This window comes from Sphingomonas sp. 2378, from assembly GCF_038084995.1.
Lineage (GTDB): Bacteria > Pseudomonadota > Alphaproteobacteria > Sphingomonadales > Sphingomonadaceae > Sphingomonas.
Window position 1 is genome coordinate 44,686 of record NZ_JAXCMJ010000020.1, and the last position, 18,010, is coordinate 62,695.

Annotated in this window: 12 protein-coding genes, 1 tRNA gene and 1 pseudogene; 6 read left to right on the forward strand and 8 right to left on the reverse strand. The window is 63.5% G+C overall.

What is annotated here, in order from left to right; translation table 11 throughout:
* Positions 1–26 precede the first annotated feature (26 nt).
* From SM191_RS11495 to SM191_RS11505, 3 genes are read right to left on the reverse strand one after another with little or no spacing between them, the layout of a single operon-like run.
* A complete protein-coding gene (locus tag SM191_RS11495; RefSeq protein WP_341506318.1) occupies positions 27–422 on the reverse strand; it encodes an acyl-CoA thioesterase in 396 nt (131 codons plus the stop codon).
* Positions 419–1,024 (reverse strand): DedA family protein, encoded by a 606-nt coding sequence (locus SM191_RS11500; RefSeq protein ID WP_307002919.1) that lies wholly within the window; start codon positions 1,022–1,024, stop codon positions 419–421. The genes SM191_RS11495 and SM191_RS11500 overlap by 4 nt, the downstream gene beginning before the upstream one ends.
* Positions 1,000–3,069, reverse strand: a complete 2,070-nt coding sequence (locus SM191_RS11505; protein ID WP_341506319.1) for a S9 family peptidase — start codon at positions 3,067–3,069, stop codon at positions 1,000–1,002. Before SM191_RS11505 ends, SM191_RS11500 begins: the two co-directional genes overlap by 25 nt.
* 247 nt (positions 3,070–3,316) lie before the next feature.
* Between SM191_RS11505 and SM191_RS11510 the strand changes: the two genes are divergently transcribed.
* A complete protein-coding gene (locus tag SM191_RS11510) occupies positions 3,317–5,119 on the forward strand; it encodes an aminopeptidase P family protein (RefSeq protein WP_341506320.1) in 1,803 nt (600 codons plus the stop codon).
* A gap of 345 nt (positions 5,120–5,464) precedes the next feature.
* On the opposite strand, the gene SM191_RS11515 is transcribed toward SM191_RS11510, so the two are convergent.
* Both SM191_RS11515 and SM191_RS11520 read right to left on the reverse strand, forming a co-directional pair.
* Complete coding sequence (locus SM191_RS11515; RefSeq protein ID WP_341506321.1) at positions 5,465–10,066, reverse strand: NAD-glutamate dehydrogenase; 4,602 nt, start codon at positions 10,064–10,066, stop codon at positions 5,465–5,467.
* 89 nt (positions 10,067–10,155) lie between these two features.
* Positions 10,156–10,959: a hypothetical protein gene (locus SM191_RS11520; protein WP_341506322.1), complete on the reverse strand. Its 804-nt coding sequence runs from the start codon at positions 10,957–10,959 to the stop codon at positions 10,156–10,158.
* Positions 10,960–11,097: 138 nt separating this feature from the next.
* Between SM191_RS11520 and SM191_RS11525 the strand changes: the two genes are divergently transcribed.
* Positions 11,098–11,173 (forward strand) — tRNA-Thr (locus tag SM191_RS11525).
* Here the strand turns inward: SM191_RS11525 and SM191_RS11530 are convergent.
* Entirely contained in the window at positions 11,144–11,758 is a 615-nt protein-coding gene (locus SM191_RS11530) for a hypothetical protein (RefSeq protein ID WP_341506323.1), read from the reverse strand. The two genes, SM191_RS11525 and SM191_RS11530, sit on opposite strands and share 30 nt — an antisense overlap.
* Positions 11,759–12,393: 635 nt before the next feature.
* Between SM191_RS11530 and SM191_RS11535 the strand changes: the two genes are divergently transcribed.
* A complete protein-coding gene (locus SM191_RS11535) occupies positions 12,394–13,467 on the forward strand; it encodes a DNA cytosine methyltransferase (protein ID WP_341506324.1) in 1,074 nt (357 codons plus the stop codon).
* Here SM191_RS11535 and SM191_RS11540 read toward each other — a convergent pair.
* Complete coding sequence (locus SM191_RS11540) at positions 13,464–14,423, reverse strand: HNH endonuclease (RefSeq protein WP_341506325.1); 960 nt, start codon at positions 14,421–14,423, stop codon at positions 13,464–13,466. The genes SM191_RS11535 and SM191_RS11540 overlap by 4 nt on opposite strands.
* A gap of 49 nt (positions 14,424–14,472) precedes the next feature.
* Positions 14,473–14,889: a very short patch repair endonuclease gene (locus tag SM191_RS11545; RefSeq protein ID WP_341506326.1), complete on the reverse strand. Its 417-nt coding sequence runs from the start codon at positions 14,887–14,889 to the stop codon at positions 14,473–14,475.
* Positions 14,890–15,078: 189 nt separating this feature from the next.
* Here SM191_RS11545 and SM191_RS11550 point away from each other — a divergent pair, with 189 nt between their 5' ends.
* The 3 genes and pseudogenes from SM191_RS11550 (at position 15,079) to SM191_RS19865 (ending at position 17,937) form a co-directional block, all read left to right on the forward strand.
* Entirely contained in the window at positions 15,079–16,710 is a 1,632-nt protein-coding gene (locus SM191_RS11550) for an anti-phage dCTP deaminase (protein ID WP_341506327.1), read from the forward strand.
* Positions 16,711–17,353: 643 nt separating this feature from the next.
* Positions 17,354–17,547: pseudogene (locus SM191_RS19860) on the forward strand (Arm DNA-binding domain-containing protein); the annotation flags it as partial.
* 132 nt (positions 17,548–17,679) lie between these two features.
* Entirely contained in the window at positions 17,680–17,937 is a 258-nt protein-coding gene (locus tag SM191_RS19865) for a phage integrase central domain-containing protein (RefSeq protein ID WP_445949848.1), read from the forward strand.
* The last annotated feature ends 73 nt before the right edge of the window (positions 17,938–18,010 follow it).

Here is an 18,010-nt window from a genome sequence, read left to right on the forward strand (position 1 = left end):
ACGACGATGCGTCCCGCTTCTTGCGGTCAAACCTTGAAGAAGGGCGCGGCGATCTCCGGCGTGACGCGGAGCAACCGGCCCGTCGCGCGGTCGATCAGCGCCCAGGTGGTCACCGCCTCCACCTTCACCTGCCCATCCGCGCCCAGAAAACGGACATGCCGGTCGAACCGCGCGCCCTTGGGCGGGTTCGGCACCCAGGTTTCGGCGGTCACCGTCTCACCCATGACGACATTGCCGCGATAGTCGATCTCGTGCCGGGTCACGACCCAGACATGGGCGGCGACATGCTCCGGCGGGGCGACGGCTTCCCAATGGGCGGTGGCGATCGCCTGAATCCACTGGACCCAGACGGCGTTGTTCACATGGCCCAGTTCGTCGATATGCTCAGGCGCGGCGGTGATCTGGATCGAGAAGCGGCTCATCCCTGTTCGTTCGGCTCCCTGTATCTCTGCCACAGCGCGCGGACGCCCCAACCTATCGCGGCGGCGACCATCACCAGCGCGGCGGCCATCAGGATATGGCGCGGACTGGGGCGGTAGCGCGCGGCAAGCTCCTGAAACGCCTCGCCGAACAGATAACCGATGCCGGTGAAGATCGACGCCCAACATGCGGCGGATGCGGCGTTGACCGCGACGAACAGCCGGGTCGACACCTTGCTGGTGCCCAAAGCCACCGGGCTGATCGTGCGCAGGCCATAGAGGAAGCGGAAGGCGAAGATGAAGCCGACCGGATAACGCTCCATCATATGGGTCACGCGCGCATAGACCCGCCTTTTGCGCAGCTTGCCGATCCAGCGCCCGTCGCGCGACCTTCGGCCGATGGTGAAGAAGATCTGATCGGCGACGAACGATCCGATCGCCGCGGCGATCAGCGCGGCGGGCCAGGCGACCAACCCCTGATGCGCCAGGATGCCGCCGGTGACGACCGCCGTCTCCCCCTCCAGCCCCGCGCCCAGCGCGATCGCCGCGACGCCGAAACGTGCGACGATCGCCTCGATGCTCAGGATTCGACTCCCATCTGCCACAGGACGAAGGCATGTTCCTCCGCCCCTTCGCGCAAGGATTCGAACCGGCCCGACTTGCCGCCATGGCCCGCGCCCATATTGGTCTTGAGCAGCAGCAGGTTGTCGTCGGTCTTGGTCGCGCGCAGCCGGGCGGCCCATTTGGCGGGTTCCCAATAGGTCACGCGCGGATCGTTCAGCCCGCCGGAGATGAACATCGGCGGATAGGCTTGCGGCTTCACATTGTCATAGGGGCTATAGCTGCGGATCAGTTCGAAGGCCGCCTTGTCCTCGATCGGGTTGCCCCATTCGGGCCATTCGCCGGGCGTCAGCGGCAATTCGGCATCCATCATCGTGTTGAGCACATCGACGAACGGCACGTCCGCGATCACCGCGCCCCAGAGTTCGGGGTCGGAATTGACCACAGCGCCCATCAACTCGCCCCCCGCCGAGCGGCCCGCGATGGCGATCCGGCCCGCCTGGGTCCAGCCGCCCTCGATCAGCCCCTTCGCCACATCGACGAAGTCGTGAAATGTGTTGGTCCGCTTCTCCAGCTTGCCGTCCAGATACCATTGCTGGCCCAGATCGTCGCCGCCGCGAATATGCGCGATGGCATAGGCGAAACCGCGATCGAGCAGGCTCATGCGACCGGTCGAGAAGCCCGGCGGAATCGCATAGCCGTAAGCGCCGTAAGCATAGAGGAACAGCTTGCCCGACCCGTCGCGCGGGAAGTCCTTCGGATAGACGATCGACACCGGCACCAACGTTCCGTCGCGCGCGGCGATCTTCAGCCGCTCGGTCCGGTATTTGTCGGCATCATAGCCCGAGGGGATTTCCTGCACCTTCAGCACGGTCATCCCGCCCGTCGCCACGTCATAGTCATAGACGGTGCCCGGCGTGACCATCGACTCATAACCGAGCCGCAACACCGACACGTCATACTCGGGATTGTCGCCCAGGCCCGCCGTATAGCTTTGCTCGGGAAACTCGATCCGCTGGGGCACGGTCGGCGTGTCGTAGCGATGGATGGCGATCCGGTCCAAACCGTCCTCGCGGCCCTCGACCACGAAGAAGTCCTTATAGCACTCCACCCCGGTCATATAGAAATGCGGGTCCGGCCCGATCAGTTCGTGCCACTCGCCGGGATTGTCGATCGAGGCCGTGCACAGGCGGAATTGCGGGTCCACATCGTTGGTGTGGATGAACAGCGTGCCGTCATGCTCGTCCACATCATATTCGCGGCCTTGCCTGCGGGGCGCGACCAGGATCGGTTCGGCAAAGACATTGTCGCTGGGAAGCAACCGCACCTCGCTGGTGACATGGTCGCCGGTCGCGATCACGATCCAGTTGCGTGCGGAGGTTTCGGCAACGGCGACGCGATAGCCTTCGTCATCCTCGTGGAACAGCTCGACATCATCCGCGACCGCCGTGCCCAGCCGGTGGAAGCGGGCATTGTCGGTCCGCCACTGCGCATTCGCCACGCCGTATAGGAAACCGCTATCGTCCGCGACCCAGACGATCTCGGACAACATGCCGGGGATGATATCGGGCAGATGCTCGCCGGTGGTCAGGTCCTTGACCCGCACCTCGAACCGTTCCGAACCATTGTCGTCGATCGCATAGGCGAGGTAACGGCCATTGTTGCTGATCGAGAAGGCACCCAGCCGGAAATACTCCTTGCCCTCGGCCAGCGCCGGTTCGTCGAGCAGCAACTCGTCCGGGCCGCCCGCGACGGGCTTGCGCCACCATTTGCGATATTGGCCGCCGGTCTCGAACGCGGTCCAGTAGAGCCAGTCGCCATCCTTCTGGGGCACGGAGGATTCGTCCTCCTTGATCCGCCCCTTCATCTCTTCGTACAGCCGGTCGATCAACGGCTGGCGCGGGGCCATGACCGCCTCGAAATAGGCATTTTCCGCCTCGACATAGGCGAGCACGTCCTTGTCCTCGACCTCGGGATAAGCGGGGTCTTTCAGCCAGGCATAGGGGTCTTCGATGGTGATCCCGTGCGCGGTGAAGCTGTGGGCACGGGTTTCGGCAATGGGCGGAGTCAGCGCGGGGCGTTCGGTCATCGCCCGGATGTAGCTAGGGTTACGTCCTGTCGGAAGGGGGTCGAGCGGTTTCCTCATACCCTCTCCCCAACCTCCGTTCAGCCTGAGCGAAGTCGAAGGCCATGGGAATCCTGTGCGGCGATGGGCGGTACGTGCACTTCGACTTCGCTCAGTGCGAACGGAAGATGGGGTACAACCCTTCTGGCTCGACGATGTGCGAGGGCGGGGCTAGACCGCGATCACTCTCCCATCGCTGCCAGGTCTTGCCATGCCCCATTCCGCCCGCCCAACCACCCGACTGGCCGCCCTCCGCGCCGAATTGGCCGCGCAAGGGCTGGACGGCTTCGTCGTGCCGCTGACCGACGAGCATATGAGCGAATATGTCGGCGACTATGCGCAGCGCCTGGCCTGGCTGACCGGCTTTGGCGGGTCGGCGGGGACGGCGGTGGTGCTGGCGGACCGGGCGGCGATCTTCACCGACGGGCGCTATACGCTTCAGGTGCGCGAGCAGGTTTCGGGCGAGGATTACGCCTATATCCCCGTGCCACAGGACAGCGTCGCGGGATGGCTGGGGCGCGAGGCGTCGGCGGGGCAGCGGATCGGGTACGACCCGTGGCTGCACACCCGCCAGCAGGTCGCCGACATGACCGCCGCGCTGGCCGACCGGGATGCGGAACTGGTCGCGGTGAGCGCCAATCCGATCGACGCGGTGTGGACCGATCGCCCCGCCCCCTCCCCCGCCGTGCTGAGCGTGCAGGAGGATGCGGTGGCGGGCGAAAGCTCGGCGGCCAAGCGCGCGCGGATCGGCGAATGGCTGGCCGAGCAACGCGCCGATGCGGTGGTGCTGTCGGCGCTGGATTCGATCGCCTGGGCGCTCAACGTGCGCGGCACCGATGTCGCGCACACGCCGGTCGCTCTGTCCTATGCGATCATCCATGCGGACGGCGAAACCGACCTGTTCGTATCCCCTGAGAAGATCACGCCCGAGGTGCGCGCGCATCTGGGCAATGCGGTGCGCCTGCACGAGCGCGCGGCGTTCGAGGGCTATCTGACCGGCTTTGCAGGCCAGCGCGTGGTCGCGGACCCCGAGCGCGCGGTGGCGGCGATCGCGCAAGCGCTGGAGGCGGGCGGGGCCAAGGTGCTGGGCTTGCGCGATCCGGTGGTGCTGACCAAGGCGATCAAGAACCCCGCCGAAGTCGCCGGGCACCGCGCCGCCTCTGTGCGCGACGGGGCGGCGATGGTGAAGTTCCTCCACTGGGTCGAGCGCGAATGCCCCAAGGGCGGGCAGACCGAATTGTCGGCAGCCGCCAAGCTGCTGTCGTTTCGCGAGGCGACCGGCCTGCTCAAGGACACCAGCTTCTCGACCATCTCCGCGACCGGCGCGCATGGCGCGAGCCCGCATTATCACGTCACCGAGGAATCGAACGCCGCGATCGAACCGGGGCAGTTGTTCCTGATCGACTCCGGCGGCCAATATCAGGACGGCACCACCGACATCACCCGCGTCATGCCGATCGGCGAGCCGACGGCGGAAATGCGCGACCGCTTCACCCGCGTGCTCAAGGGGCATATCGGCCTCGCCACCGCCGTCTTCCCGGATGGGACGTTGGGCGGGCATCTGGACTCGCTGGCGCGGCGGCCGCTCTGGGAGGTCGGGCTGGACTATGCGCATGGCACCGGCCACGGCGTCGGCGCCTATCTGTCGGTGCATGAGGGGCCGCAGCGGATCGCCGCGCCCAACTATCCCGGCGGCGCGGCGATGGAGCCGCTACGCGCGGGCATGATGCTGTCCAACGAGCCGGGTTATTACAAGGCGGGCGAGTACGGCATCCGCATCGAGAATCTCGTGCTGGTCGAGCCGCGCGAGATCGCGGGGGCGGACCGCGACATGCTGGGCTTCGAGACGCTGACTTTGTGTCCGATCGAGCGGACGTTGATCGTGGCGGAGTTGCTGACAGCGGGGGAGCGGGACTGGCTCAACGCCTATCATGCGCGGGTGGCAGAGGTTCTGGCGCCGGAGCTGGAAGGGGCGGATCGCGACTGGTTGCTGGAGAAGTGTGCGGCGATCTGATTTTTGTTCACGCGAAGCCGCGATGACGCGAAGAAGAAAAGAAGATTTGGTTCGCGCGGAGGCGCGGAGACGCGGAGATGTCTCGCCCGCCGCGCCAGCGACCCTCTTATCTCAGGCGGTGACGAATAGAGGGCGCTGCGCGCGGCATACCCTCTCTGCGTCCTCTGCGCCTCTGCGCGAACAAACCTTCTTCTCCGCGCCTCCGCGTCTCCGCGCGAACCAAAACTCTTCGCGTCATCGCGGCTTCGCGTGAACAAAAACGCCGCGCGGGAGGGGCCTCCCACGCGGCATTTTGCGCACCTCATGCGACACAGAAACTGGACCCCGGCCTTCGCCGGTAAACAGTTAGCGCCCGAGGAGCACGCGCGCCTGCCCAGCTATCTGGGCCAGCATCGCGGCATTGGGTTGGGCGGCCAGACGCGCCCGGTCGATCACCGCCTTGAACTGGCCGACCCGTGCGGCGTTGCGCTCCAGCCACGCCTCGACCGCCGCTTCGGGATCGGTCGCGCCCGCACGGCCCAGGAAGTCCAGCCGCTGCTGCTGGAAATCGCGTGCGAGGCCAGCGATGAGCAACCGCTCCCACGGATCGCTGGGATTGATCCGCGCCGCCTGGCCCTGTGCCCAGTCCAGGCCCAGCGCCTGGCCCAGACGGGTAAAGGCATGGGTCAGCCGCGTCTCGTCGAGCGACAGCCGCTGGCCCAGATCGGCCAGCCCCACCGCGCCGTCGAGCTCGGACACCCGCACCACCCGCGCCGCGAGATCGGCCGGAGCCCCCGCCTCTTCCAGCGTGGCAACGACACGCGCGCTCTGCGCCTTGGCCTCGTCGCGAAGCAAGGCGGGCGTTTCCGCCGCCAGCCGCGCGATCCCCGGCTGCAACCGCTCCAGCGCCGCGCCGGGCGCGGTGCCGGCAGGCATGGCGCGTAGCAGGTCGGCGATCTGCGAGCGGGTCGCGCGCGCCACCTCGTCGAACAATCCGATACGCGCGGCCTCGGGCATCGCCGCCGTCTCGATCGCGGTCCACAAGGTCGGCAGATCGAACAGCCGCTCGACCACGACGAACATCGCCGCGATGTCGGCCATCGCCGCACCTTCCTCCTCCGCCAGTTCGAACGGGTGGAGGATGCCCAGCCGGTTGACGATCCGGTTGGCCAGCTTGGTCGCGACGATCTCGCCACGCAGGCGATGCTGGTCGATCGCCTCGCCGAACTGCGCCTGCATGGCGGGCGGGAAGGCCGCGCGCAGATCGGGGAGAAGCTCGCCGTCCAGTGCCAGCGGGCTGGTCTCGATGGCGTCCTGCAAGGTCAGCTTGGCCGTCGCCAGCAGCACCGCCAGTTCGGGCCGGGTCAGCGGAATGCCGTCCTGCCCGCGCCGGAGCAGCACGTCATTGCTGCCCAGCCCCTCGACCGCGCGATCCAGCCGCCCGGCGCTCTCGAAGATTTCGATGACGCGGACGTAACTCGGCATCGCGCCCGCGCCATCCGCCTCGGCGATCGACAGGCCCAAGGTCTGGAGCCGGTTATCCTCCAGCACCAGATGCGCCACGTCATCGGTCATCGACGCGAGCAACCTATTGCGGTCGTCCTCCGCCAGACGCCCCTCGATCATCTCGCGGTTGAGCGCGATCTTGATGTTGACCTCGTTATCCGAACAGTCGACGCCCGCCGAATTGTCGATGAAGTCGGTGTTGATCCGCCCGCCACGCTCGGCAAAGGCGATGCGCGCGGCTTGCGTGACACCCAGATTCGCACCCTCGCCGATGGCGATGACGCGCAGATCCTCGGCATCGACGCGCAGGCGGTCGTTCGCCGGATCGCCGACCTGGACGTTGTTCTCCGCCGCCGCCTTGATGTACGTCCCGATGCCGCCGAACCAGAGCAGATCGGCAGGGGCCTTCAGGATTGCCGAGATCAGCGCAGTCGGCTCCAGCGACGTCGCGGTGATGCCCAAGGCCTCGCGGATTTCGTCCGACAGAGGAATGGTCTTGGCCGAACGCGGGAAGACGCCACCGCCCGCCGAAATCAGGCTGGTGTCGTAATCCGCCCAGCTCGACCGGGGAAGCGCGAACATGCGCGCGCGCTCGTCCCAACTCGCCGCCGGATCGGGGTTCGGGTCGAGGAAGATGTGGCGGTGGTCGAACGCGGCGACCAGCTTGATCGCCTTGGACAAGAGCATCCCGTTGCCGAACACGTCGCCCGACATGTCGCCGCAACCGACCACGCGGATCGGCTGGCTCTGCACGTCGATGCCGCGCTCGGCGAAGTGGCGCTGGACCGAGACCCATGCGCCCTTGGCGGTGATGCCCATCGCCTTGTGGTCGTAACCCTGGCTACCCCCGGAGGCGAAGGCGTCGCCCAGCCAGAAACCGCGCTCCAGCGCCAGCGCATTGGCGACGTCGGAGAAGGTCGCGGTGCCCTTGTCGGCGGCGACCACGAAATAGGGGTCTTCGCCGTCCAGCACCCGCACGCCGTCCGGGTGCACCACCGCGCCCTCGACGATATTGTCGGTGATCGACAGCAAAGCGCGGATGAAGACGCGGTAGCTTTCCTTGCCCTCGGCGGCCCATCCGTCGCGGTCCGTGACCGGCGACGGGAGTTGCTTGGGATAGAAACCGCCCTTGGCACCGGTCGGCACGATGACCGCGTTCTTCACCCGTTGCGCCTTCATCAGCCCCAGGATTTCGGTGCGGAAATCGTCGCGGCGATCCGACCAGCGCAAGCCGCCACGCGCCACCGGCCCGGCGCGCAGGTGAATGCCCTCGACCCGCGGGGAATAGACCCAGACCTCACGCCACGGCAGCGGCGCGGGCAGGCCCGGAATCCTATGGCTGTCCAGCTTGAACGCCAGCGCTTCCCTGCCAGCCTCGGCAAAGGCGTTGGTGCGCAACGTCGCCGCGATCATGTCGCGGAAGCTGCGCAGAATACGGTCGTCGTCGATGGCCGACACCGCATCCAGCCCGGTCGCGATCGCGGCATCGGCGGCGGCCATGTCGCCCGTCGCCTTCGGGTCATGCGCCGCCGTGAACCGCTCGATCAGCGCGGTCGCCAGCCTCGGCGCGCGGCGCAGCGCATCGACCACGGTGGTCAGCCCGTAAGGCAGTCCCGCCTGCCGCAGATAGCGGAACCAGGCGCGGAACAGCACCACCGCCTGGGGGCTCAGCCCCACATCGACGATCAGCCGGTTGAATGCGTCATTCTCCGCCGCGCCCTCCAGCACGGCGGCAATCGCGCCCTCCAGCACCGCCGCGCCCTTGGGCTCGGTGGTCGCCTCGGTTTCGACGATGAAGTCGTGGACGAAGGGATCGGAATCGTCACGCAGCCGTGTCGGCAGTTCGCCGATCACGCGAAAGCCAAAATTCTCCAAGACCGGCACCGCGTCCGACAGGGCCAGCGCGCCGTTCAGCTTGTAGATCTTGAGCTGGCGATCCTGCCCCGGTTGGACCGGGAAGAGGCGGACCGAACGGCTGCCCTCATTCTCCAGGCTCGACAGGCGCAGAATATCCGCCGCCGCCTCGCCCGCATCGCTGAGGTTGCGATAATTGGTCGGGAAGGCATTGGCCCAGCGCAGCGCCAGACGGGCCGCACGGGGGGCGGGCACCTGTTCGGCCAGCGCCGCCTCGACATCGGGCATCCAGCCGCGCACCATCTTGCGCAGCCGCTCGGCCAGCGCCGCCGTATCCGGCAGGCGGCCATCCTGGCGCAGGTCGATGGTATAGCGGATCAGCGCGACGACGCCGTCCTCCAGCGCGATCGACCAATTGAGCAGCGATCCGTTCGCCGCCTCGCCCAGCATGTCACCGATGGCGACGCGCCGCGCGGTGGTCAGTTCGTCGCGCGGCAGCCAGACGAAGGCGAACAGATGCCGCTGCAACACCGAGCGGATCAGCACCAGTTCGGGACGCGGCCGGTCCGCCAGCGACATGGCGGTCAGCGCGAGCGTCTCCAGCGCCTCGGCCGGGAAAGCCGTGACCAGATCATGCGGCAAGGCGGTCAGCGCATGGGTCAGCGCCTTGCCGGTGTGGCCGCGCGGATCGAAGCCGAACTTGGCCTGAAGCGCCGCCAGCCGCGTGCGCAGCACCGGCACCTCGTGCGGGGGGCTGGCGAGCGCGGCGCTGGTCCACAGACCCGCATGGATCGACAGACCGACGGGGCGACCGCCCTGGATGATCGGCACCAGCACCAGATCGAGCGGCACCGAACGGTGCACGGTCGAGATCGCGTTGGACTTGAGCAACAGCGGCGCCGCGCCACCTTCCACGAAATAGGCCAGCGCCCGCTGCCGCGACGTGTCGGCCAGCAACGGCACCTTGTGCGGCGTCCGCGCCACGCCCAATGCGGGGGCGTCGCGGCCATCCTCATACCATGTCTCATGGCCGAGCAGCGTCAGCTTGCCGCTCAGGAACCACAGCAGCAGCGCCGCGCCCTCGCCATTCTTCTCGCCCAGCGTGGTGGCGTCGGCGGCCAGCGCATCCTGCAACCCCGACCAGTCGGTGACGGCGGCGCGGACATCGGCCAGTACGGCGCGCAGATCGTCGACCAGCCCGCGCCGGTCGCGCGCATCGGCGCGTTCCATTTCCAGATAGATGAAGGATTCGGACTTGCCGCCCGCGCCGATCGCCTGAAGCTCGCCCTCTGCGTCGCGGGTCACAGGCAGGACGGGGTGGATCACCCGGTCGATCGCGATACCGTCCGCGCCGACCATGGCGGCGATCGAATCGACCAGGAACGGCATGTCGTCATTGACGATGGCCAGGCGCATCCGGCGATGCGTGTCGTCGCCCGATATCGGCTCCAGCGCGATGGAGGGCTCTCCGGCCGCGCGCCGCTGCGCCACCCCCGCGACGAAGGCCGCCGCAGCCGCCACCTCCGCGGGGCCAAACCCCTGCAACTCCGCCGGAAGGGCGCCCTGGGTCAGCCGCGCGGCAATCGCGTCGGCCATGGGATGCGACATATTCGGTGCCATGGACGCTAGTCCTAGGCCCGGCGTCCGCGCCGCTCAACCCTTTGCAACCCGAGAAAAGATGTTGCGTCGCAGCGCAATTATCCGCGCGTGGCGCGCAATACCCTTTCGGCCAACCGGGCATCGCCGCTGACCGAACCGGTGATCGCCACGCCGCCTTCGACGCTGACATGACCGACCAGCACCATCGGCGTTCCGGGCGCGGCATCGGTCGCGAAATCGACATGCCCGATGACCGGGGGCTCGGCCAAAGCTTTGGCGGACGGTGGATTCCACAAGTCCTCGGCGGTCCCTTGCGCCACCGGTGCCGGCGCACGGCTCGCGGATTGAAGCAGCGCCGAATCGAGCGTCGCCTGCAACAGCGGATCGGCCAGTTCCTTCCAACTGACCACTCCGTGCACGAAATCGATCATCAGCCCGTCGGACGAATAGGGTAGCAGGATGCCACGATAGAGCGTGGTCCGCCCCCGTCCGTTGATGAACTCGGCCTCGAACCCCGCCGGGGCCTGATCGATCAGGATCCGGTCGCAATGCCCCGTCAGCCGGGCGAGCAGCGATCGTTCGGGAAGGTCGGCGACGCGCTTGACCGGTCCCGCCATGCCGCACTCCTCGCGCAGCGCCTGGCCGATATAGGCGATGGCCGGATCGCGCCGGTCGCCACGAAAGTCGAGCAGGACGGAATTGGCCGCGAAATCCCCCATCGCGTCGGCTTCGAGCGCCCCGATCACCGGGAACCGCGCATTCCCCAGCAACGACGCCCAATGGTGATAGGCCCGCGCATGCAACCGTCGCTCGACCCCGCCGAGGTCCAGAAGCACATCATCGCCTCGATCGACCCCATCGCTCCCGACCGATACGGTATCGGGGTGCGGGGCGCTGCTCATGACTGTCTTCCTGGCCATGCTCCGGTCATGCCCGCCTATAGTTAACCCCGGGTAAAGATCGCAAAGACGCTTGCCAGCCCCCCAACGACCTGTTAAGCGCGCCCACCTCGACCGGACACCAGCCGGTTCGATCGACGGGCCGCTTTAGCTCAGCTGGTAGAGCATCGCATTCGTAATGCGGGGGTCACAGGTTCGAGTCCTGTAAGCGGCACCACTTCCGGTCAAAACCGGGCACCATGGATACGGCGGCATCGGCGCCCCGGACGACCGCACTTTCCAGCGCCGCTTTGCTGCCCTGGATGTGGATGGTTTCGTTGTTCACGCGGACGGCGTCGATCAGCAGCCGGACATAGGCTTTGCGCAGCGCCGGGTTTCCGTCCCTCAGCTGCTCGCTGATCAGCTTGCCGAACTTGGCGATCGTCTCCTCGCTGATGCACTGTGGTCCTCGTTCGAGCTGAAGCGTCAGGCTGCGCGCGCTGGCGTCCAATTGCGCGACGTTCTGGCGGTGCTGGGTGAGCCGCTCGGCGAATTGCGGGTCCTTGGGCGACATCAGGCCCTCCTCGAGCAGTTCCAGCAATCTCCGAATGCGCTTTTCCGCTTCGACCTTCTCCCGCCTGACACGATCAAGATCCTGGTGCCGCTGCGCATCCGCCGTATCGGATTTCTCGAGTACGGCCTGCAACAATTCGAGGAGCCGATCGCGGTGGAGGATACGGTCCGTCAGGACTGACAGGACAGTTCTATCGAGCTCGTCCTGGCGGATCGCACGCGTCTCACAGCGCCCGGCACCGCCGGTCAAGCTCCATCGCCTGCGCAGTCTGCTTTGCGAGTGTGCGCACATACCGAGCCGCCATGACCAAGCCATTTTGTTGATCGGAGCGTGCATCGCTGAGGGCATGGACGAAACGCGTCGTATCTTACCTGCCATGGAAACACTGGGTTTCGATCGCAACCATGCCGCAATCGTACTGAAGCGCAACACAACCGCCGGTCAAAATATGCGCGTGTGGTCATGTGACGCATCAGGCCGATATAGCCTGAACGAGAGCCATCTGATCAACGCAGCGAAGAAGATAGCCCATTGAGGCTCAAGCGACTGAGTCGGCCTGTCAGCGCCAAATTAGCGTCAGTACCTGTGCAAGGCCGCAGGCCGCTTAACCCAGCGTCGTACGCGTACACGTAATCACTCTTGGTCTATTACTTTGCCCCCGCTCGGATAACGGCCTTGTGCAAAAATCCGGGCGGGACATTTCAACCGGCCAGTTATGGGGCGCCCGCAACTAATGGGGACATGCTCCAATCTGCTTACTGCTCCGCCATATGGGCAAACGCGCAACATCGAACATATCACGAACGCATTGCGCCGGATTCGTAGCCATGATACCGCCTCCGCCGTCTAGCAAAACAGCCCGCAGTCGGGATGCGGAGGCGAGTTTGGGTTACCGGGTCATCGATTTGTTTTCAGGAGCTGGCGGTCTCACGCTGGGCTTCACCGATGGCCGATTCTGTGGCGGTTTCGAGAGCGTGTGGTCCCTGGACATCGATAAGGCCGCCGTCGCCACCCATCGCCGCAATTTCGGCCCCCATGCCGATTGCGGAGACATCGAGGAGTGGATTGCATCGGGCAAGCCCATTCCCCAAGCTGATGTCGTGATTGGCGGGCCGCCCTGCCAGGGGTTCAGCCTGCTCAACAAGCAGCGGATCGGTGATAGCCGCCGGGCGTTATGGCTGCCCTTCATGGAAGTGGTCGAGCGCTCGGGGGCCTCGGTATTCGTGATCGAGAATGTGGCCGAGTTGTTCCGTTCCGACGAGTGCGGCGCGATCGAAAAGCATGCCGCAAAACTGGGCTTCGCGGTCGTCAAGGACATCCTGCTCGCCGCTAATTACGGCGCACCGCAGAGCCGCCGCCGCACGGTGATCATCGGTTATAAGTGCGATGCGGATGCCCCCCTGTTTCCGCCCCTGCCGACCCATGCCCAGCCCGGCACCCAGTCCAACTTGCCCGTATGGAAGACGGTACGCGACGCGATCGCCGACTTGCCCCAGCCGGTGGGTACGGAAATCCGCGATGCAGACACACCACTCGACCTGCATTTCGGCCGCAATCCGACCGCCAAGAGCCTCCAGCGCTACAAGGCCGTCCCGCCGGGCGGGAATCGTTTCGACCTTCAGCGCAACGCTCCCGACATCACACCGGGCTGCTGGATCAGGAAGACCAGTGGTGGCACCGACCTGTTCGGCCGCCTGTGGTGGGATCGCCCATCGGTCACGATCCGCACCGAGTTCTTTAAACCGGAAAAGGGTCGCTACCTGCACCCCGATCAGCATCGCCCGATCACGCATCGGGAAGCGGCACGGTTGATGGGCTTCCCTGACGACTTCGAGTTTGTCGGTACCAAGATCGAGATCGCCCGCCAGATTGGCAATGCCGTGCCGCCGCCGCTTGCAGGTGCGGTTGCTGGTGTCGTGCTGCAAATCCTCAAAGCGAAGCTGAAAGCCGCCGCTTAAAGCGGTTCGATATCCAGCGCCCCCGTACGGTGGGTTTCATCGTGATGGAGGTTGCACAGGGTCACGAGGTTCTGAACGCTGTTCTCGCCGCCCTTGGCGTGATGCGTGACATGATGGGCTTCGAGATAACGATGATCGGTGTCGGGGAAGCCGTGAGGCCACCCACAGCCCTTCCAGCGGCATGACCAGTTATCCCGCCGCATGACCTCCCGGCGCACGATCTCAGGGATATGCCGATCATGGGCGGGGGCCTGCTCGTCACGCATGAGCACATAGACACCAACCGGCAGCGAAGGATCACCACTGGTTCGCGTCACCACCGGCCAACCGTCTTCGGTCCGCAATTCGCGTGTCCGCCTGGCCCACTCGCTGACATTCCCCGCGACATAGCGCAGCTCTTCGGACGTGATCGGCTTGCCGACATTGGCCTTGAAGAAGCGCAGCAGCTTGTCACGAACACCTGCATCGCTCTTGCGGATTTGGTTGGCCATGTTCCAGCGATGAGCGGCGTCCCTGTCCTGCCGATCCGTCGCCAACATATATTGATCGGGCCGCATAGCCGGAGGCAGATCACCAGCGTCGCCGCCGTCTGCATCGGCATCCCGCTGCTCGCGTACGGTCATCCCGGACAGGATAGGCCACCCCTCTTCCACCCGAAGCTCCCGCACCCGGCGTGCATATTCGCTGATGCCCGCAACGACCATCAACTCGTCGCCGTCGATCACCTCACCCGGAAACGCCCGGAGGTACGCTAAAATGCGTTCCCGAGCCGACAGGCTCGAACCGCCTGGCAACAGCGAGCAGCCAAGGTCCTGCAACTGCCGGTTGGCAGGCACCAACGCCCTGACCTGATCGCGCAGACTGCTCTCACGAAGGTGCTGCTCAAAATTGGCCAGCAGTTCGATCAGGCCGCGCCTCAATGCCTCTGAATCGTCTCCACGGGGTCGGCGTGCCATCGGTCTCTTTCAATCGGACAGGTATCGCCGAGCATGACTGAAAGCTCAATCAAGCTACACGTCCCGTTACGGAATTTACCGCGTTCAATATCGCGCCTTCATCTTTAAGCTCACACTCCCAGAGAGTCACGATACCGAACCCCAGCATCGAGAGAGCTTCGACAGCGGCTTGATCGCGTGCCCGATTCCGCTCGATCTTTGCCGTCCAGAAGTCGGTCCTGGTCGAAGGTAGCTTTGCGCGGCGGCACCCCTCATGCCCGTGCCAGAAGCAACCATGGACGAAGATCGCCGTCCGCCATCGCGGCAATATGATGTCAGGTGACCCTGGAAGATTTGAACAATGCAATCGGAAGCGATAGCCAGCTCGATGCAGCACGCGGCGTACCAACAGCTCAGGCTTGGTGTTTCGACTTCGGATGCGCCTCATATTGGCGCTACGCGCTTCTGGCTTTAGGGTATCCACCATATCACCAGAACGCTATCTGACGCCTGCTCGTCATGGATTATCCAAAAATCTGACTGCAGGGCATTTCAGATAACATCGACCTATGCTCCATCCTTTTTTGGCTTCGGCTCTTTACCAGCTGATTCAACTTGGCATTTGGAAAATCAAACAGCTACATTACCAAAAATTCATGTGTCAGGATTATAGATCGTGATCACCAAGAACAAGCCCGAGCTCATCATTGCCCTTGCCGGTCCCATTGGTACAGATCTCCACCTGCTTGCTGAAACCCTATCCGAAAGCTTGAAGGCGTTCGATTACCAATCACAACAAATTCGCGTCAGCTCCCTTATAACTGAATGGTGTGATGACGAATTGAAGAGTCAAATTTCTACCGCAAAGTTCGATCGAAAGGCGCGCCTGTTGATGGGCGCGGGTGACGCCATTCGTGCACAGGTAGGCAAAGGTGACGCGCTTGTCCCAATTATCGTTGGAGCAATACGAACCGCACGCGAAGCCCTGCCAAAGCCTGATGGTGCGACCGCTAACGATGTGGCTCGACCAAATACATGCTTTATTATTGACTCTCTAAAGCACCCTGACGAGGTGGAGACTTTAAAGGGAATATATGGCGATAATTTCGTTCTTATATCCGGCTTTTCTTCGATAAAGGAACGACGTTCAAGCATAAGCTCTTTGATTGCAAAATCAAATATAAGTACAAAGGATGAGGATTTTCTGCCGACCGCCGACAGCCTTATAGCGAATGATGCCAAACGTTATGATGGGCAGATTGGACAAAGCCTCAGAGACACATTCCCCCTGGGAGATGTTTTTGTTCGCGTCTCCGGCGAATTTATGCCGAAGTTAGAACGATTTCTTTGCCTTCTATTCGGCAGCCCATACATCACTCCTCATCATGATGAGTTTTTTATGTTTGAGGCCAAGGCTAAGTCATACCAATCAGCAGATCTTTCCCGTCAGATTGGTGCTGTGATAATAAATCGCCAAAATCACATAGCAGCGTCTGGGTGCAATGAGGTTCCAGTCGCGGGCGGCGGCAATTATTGGCCCGACATGAAAGGTTCTATTGACAATCGTGACTACAAGAAGGGCAGGGATTTTAACGCCGTAAAAAAGGTCGAGATAATCGAGGAATTTGTAAAGTTCCTAGATGACAATGACGTGGTGACCCTGCCGGAAGGCACGTCAGCCGAGGATGTTGTAAAAAACCTACTTTTTGGCTCAAAAAAGAGGCTTTTCAAAGAATTACGAGTTTCAAATTTGATAGAGTTTGGACGCGTTGTGCATGCCGAAATGAATGCGATTAGTACAGCGGCGAGACTCGGTATCCCTATTGGCGGTGGAACGGTCTTCTCGACCACCTATCCATGCCACATGTGCGCGAGGCACATCATTGCGGCTGGCATATCGAGGGTGGTTTACATTGAACCCTACCCAAAAAGCATGACCGAGGAGTTATACGGAGAAATCGTCGCCGTTGACCCCGAGCCTCTCCCTGCGGGTGAGGCCAACCATGACGCTGCAAACTCAAACGTCGTCATGTTCGAGCCCTTTGAAGGCGTTGCCCCAAGCCTCTACAGGGAGTTGTTCCAGGGAGGTACGCGCAAGGACCCGCAAGGCTATACCGTGACTTGGACAAAAAGCACCGCCATTCCGAAGATTGCACGAACCTCGACGGCCCACCTGTCATTGGAACTGGCCGTCGCAAAAGCAGTTGAACAACTGGTAGATGTACGCTTAGAGGATGTCTCTCAGTCAGCCGGGGGCCAAGGCGATGGTGATAACCAAGTTAAAAATTCTGGAACAAATCCAGCATGATAACTGCACCTACGCCTCTTGGTCGGATGCCCTGAAGGAGCTGCTTGAGGTTGAGGTGGCGATGGTTCGCCAACCAGCCGATCCGAACGAACGAGTTGTCCAGCATCCTTACATCGTTCAGCGTGCACCAGCGGTTTAATCACCTGCGAGAGGGCTAGGAGCGTCTAGGCCATTAAGCCGAGCAGAGGCAGGTCGGTGATATCAAGTGCCCGACACTGCCACGGAGGCTTGAATTTCAGCTGGCCAACCCGGTGGTGGTTCAACCGGAGGGTATGTCCAGCGTATGTCGCGTTTCGTCGATTTCCCAAGCCAAAGCACGTTCGCTAGGAAGCTGCCGATCCCGGAACTCAGCCTCGTTTGTGTCGTCTTTGAGCCGCTGTGCCGCTCAATGCCCAAACACCAACCAACTTATTGATATTTAATGATATTGCCTCATCAAGGATCTTATTTCGTAATGCGGGGGTCACAGGTTCGAGTCCTGTAAGCGGCACCATCACGTCTCCGGAACAAACCTGGAAAACCGCAGAAATCTGCGGTAAAATGCCTCTCGGCGGTCCCGTGAAATCTCATTATGTTCCGCCGTGGCCCACTCAAAAGGGGCCACGAATCATGGGGCCACGAACGTTGCAGGAGGCGTGGCCCCATGCTTACGGTTGTGCAGATCCGGGCGCTGAAACCGGCAGAGCGTCCCTACAAGGTGGCCGATTCGGACGGCCTATATCTACTGGTGCAGCCATCCGGCGCCCTGCTCTGGCGCTTTCGCTACCGGTGCTGCGGCATCGAGCGCAAATTATCGCTGGGCAGTTTCCCGATGTCACCTTGGTGCAGGCGCGCAGGAAGCGCGACGAGGCCAAGGCCGAACTCGATGACGGGATCGATCCCGTCGAGGAAAAGCGCCAGCGGCGGCTGAAGACCGAACTGGCGGCGCAGACGACGTTCGCGCTCGTCGCCGGGGAATATATCGAGAAGATGGAGCGCGAGGGCCGTTCCCCCGCTACCATCAAGAAAGCGCGCTGGTTCCTCGAACTCCTCGATGGCATCGCCAAGCGTCCGATCGCGGCGATCACCCCGCATGAGCTTCTCGACGTGCTGAAGCGGGTCGAGCGTCGCGGGCATCATGAGACGGCGCTTCGGCTCCGCTCCTTCGCCGGCCGTGTCTTCCGCTATGGTTTCGCGACCCTGCGCACCGAGCGTAATCCAGCCGTAAGCGTCCGCTCATTACCGTAGATGGGATCAACCGGAACGAAGGCCTCACATTTGGCTGTCGATCAGCGCATCCCGCGCGCGGCGTTGCATGCGA

Bases quoted from the DNA above. Each gene is read 5' to 3' on its own strand.
- SM191_RS11495 (WP_341506318.1), bottom strand. From the start codon at position 422: ATGAGCCGCTTCTCGATCCAGATCACCGCCGCGCCTGAGCATATCGAC.
- SM191_RS11505 (WP_341506319.1), bottom strand. From the start codon at position 3,069: ATGACCGAACGCCCCGCGCTGACTCCGCCCATTGCCGAAACCCGTGCC.
- SM191_RS11510 (WP_341506320.1), top strand. From the start codon at position 3,317: ATGCCCCATTCCGCCCGCCCAACCACCCGACTGGCCGCCCTCCGCGCC.
- SM191_RS11515 (WP_341506321.1), bottom strand. From the start codon at position 10,066: ATGTCGCATCCCATGGCCGACGCGATTGCCGCGCGGCTGACCCAGGGC.
- SM191_RS11520 (WP_341506322.1), bottom strand. From the start codon at position 10,959: ATGAGCAGCGCCCCGCACCCCGATACCGTATCGGTCGGGAGCGATGGG.
- SM191_RS11540 (WP_341506325.1), bottom strand. From the start codon at position 14,423: ATGGCACGCCGACCCCGTGGAGACGATTCAGAGGCATTGAGGCGCGGC.
- SM191_RS11545 (WP_341506326.1), bottom strand. From the start codon at position 14,889: ATGGTGGATACCCTAAAGCCAGAAGCGCGTAGCGCCAATATGAGGCGC.
- SM191_RS19865 (WP_445949848.1), top strand. From the start codon at position 17,680: ATGGAGCGCGAGGGCCGTTCCCCCGCTACCATCAAGAAAGCGCGCTGG.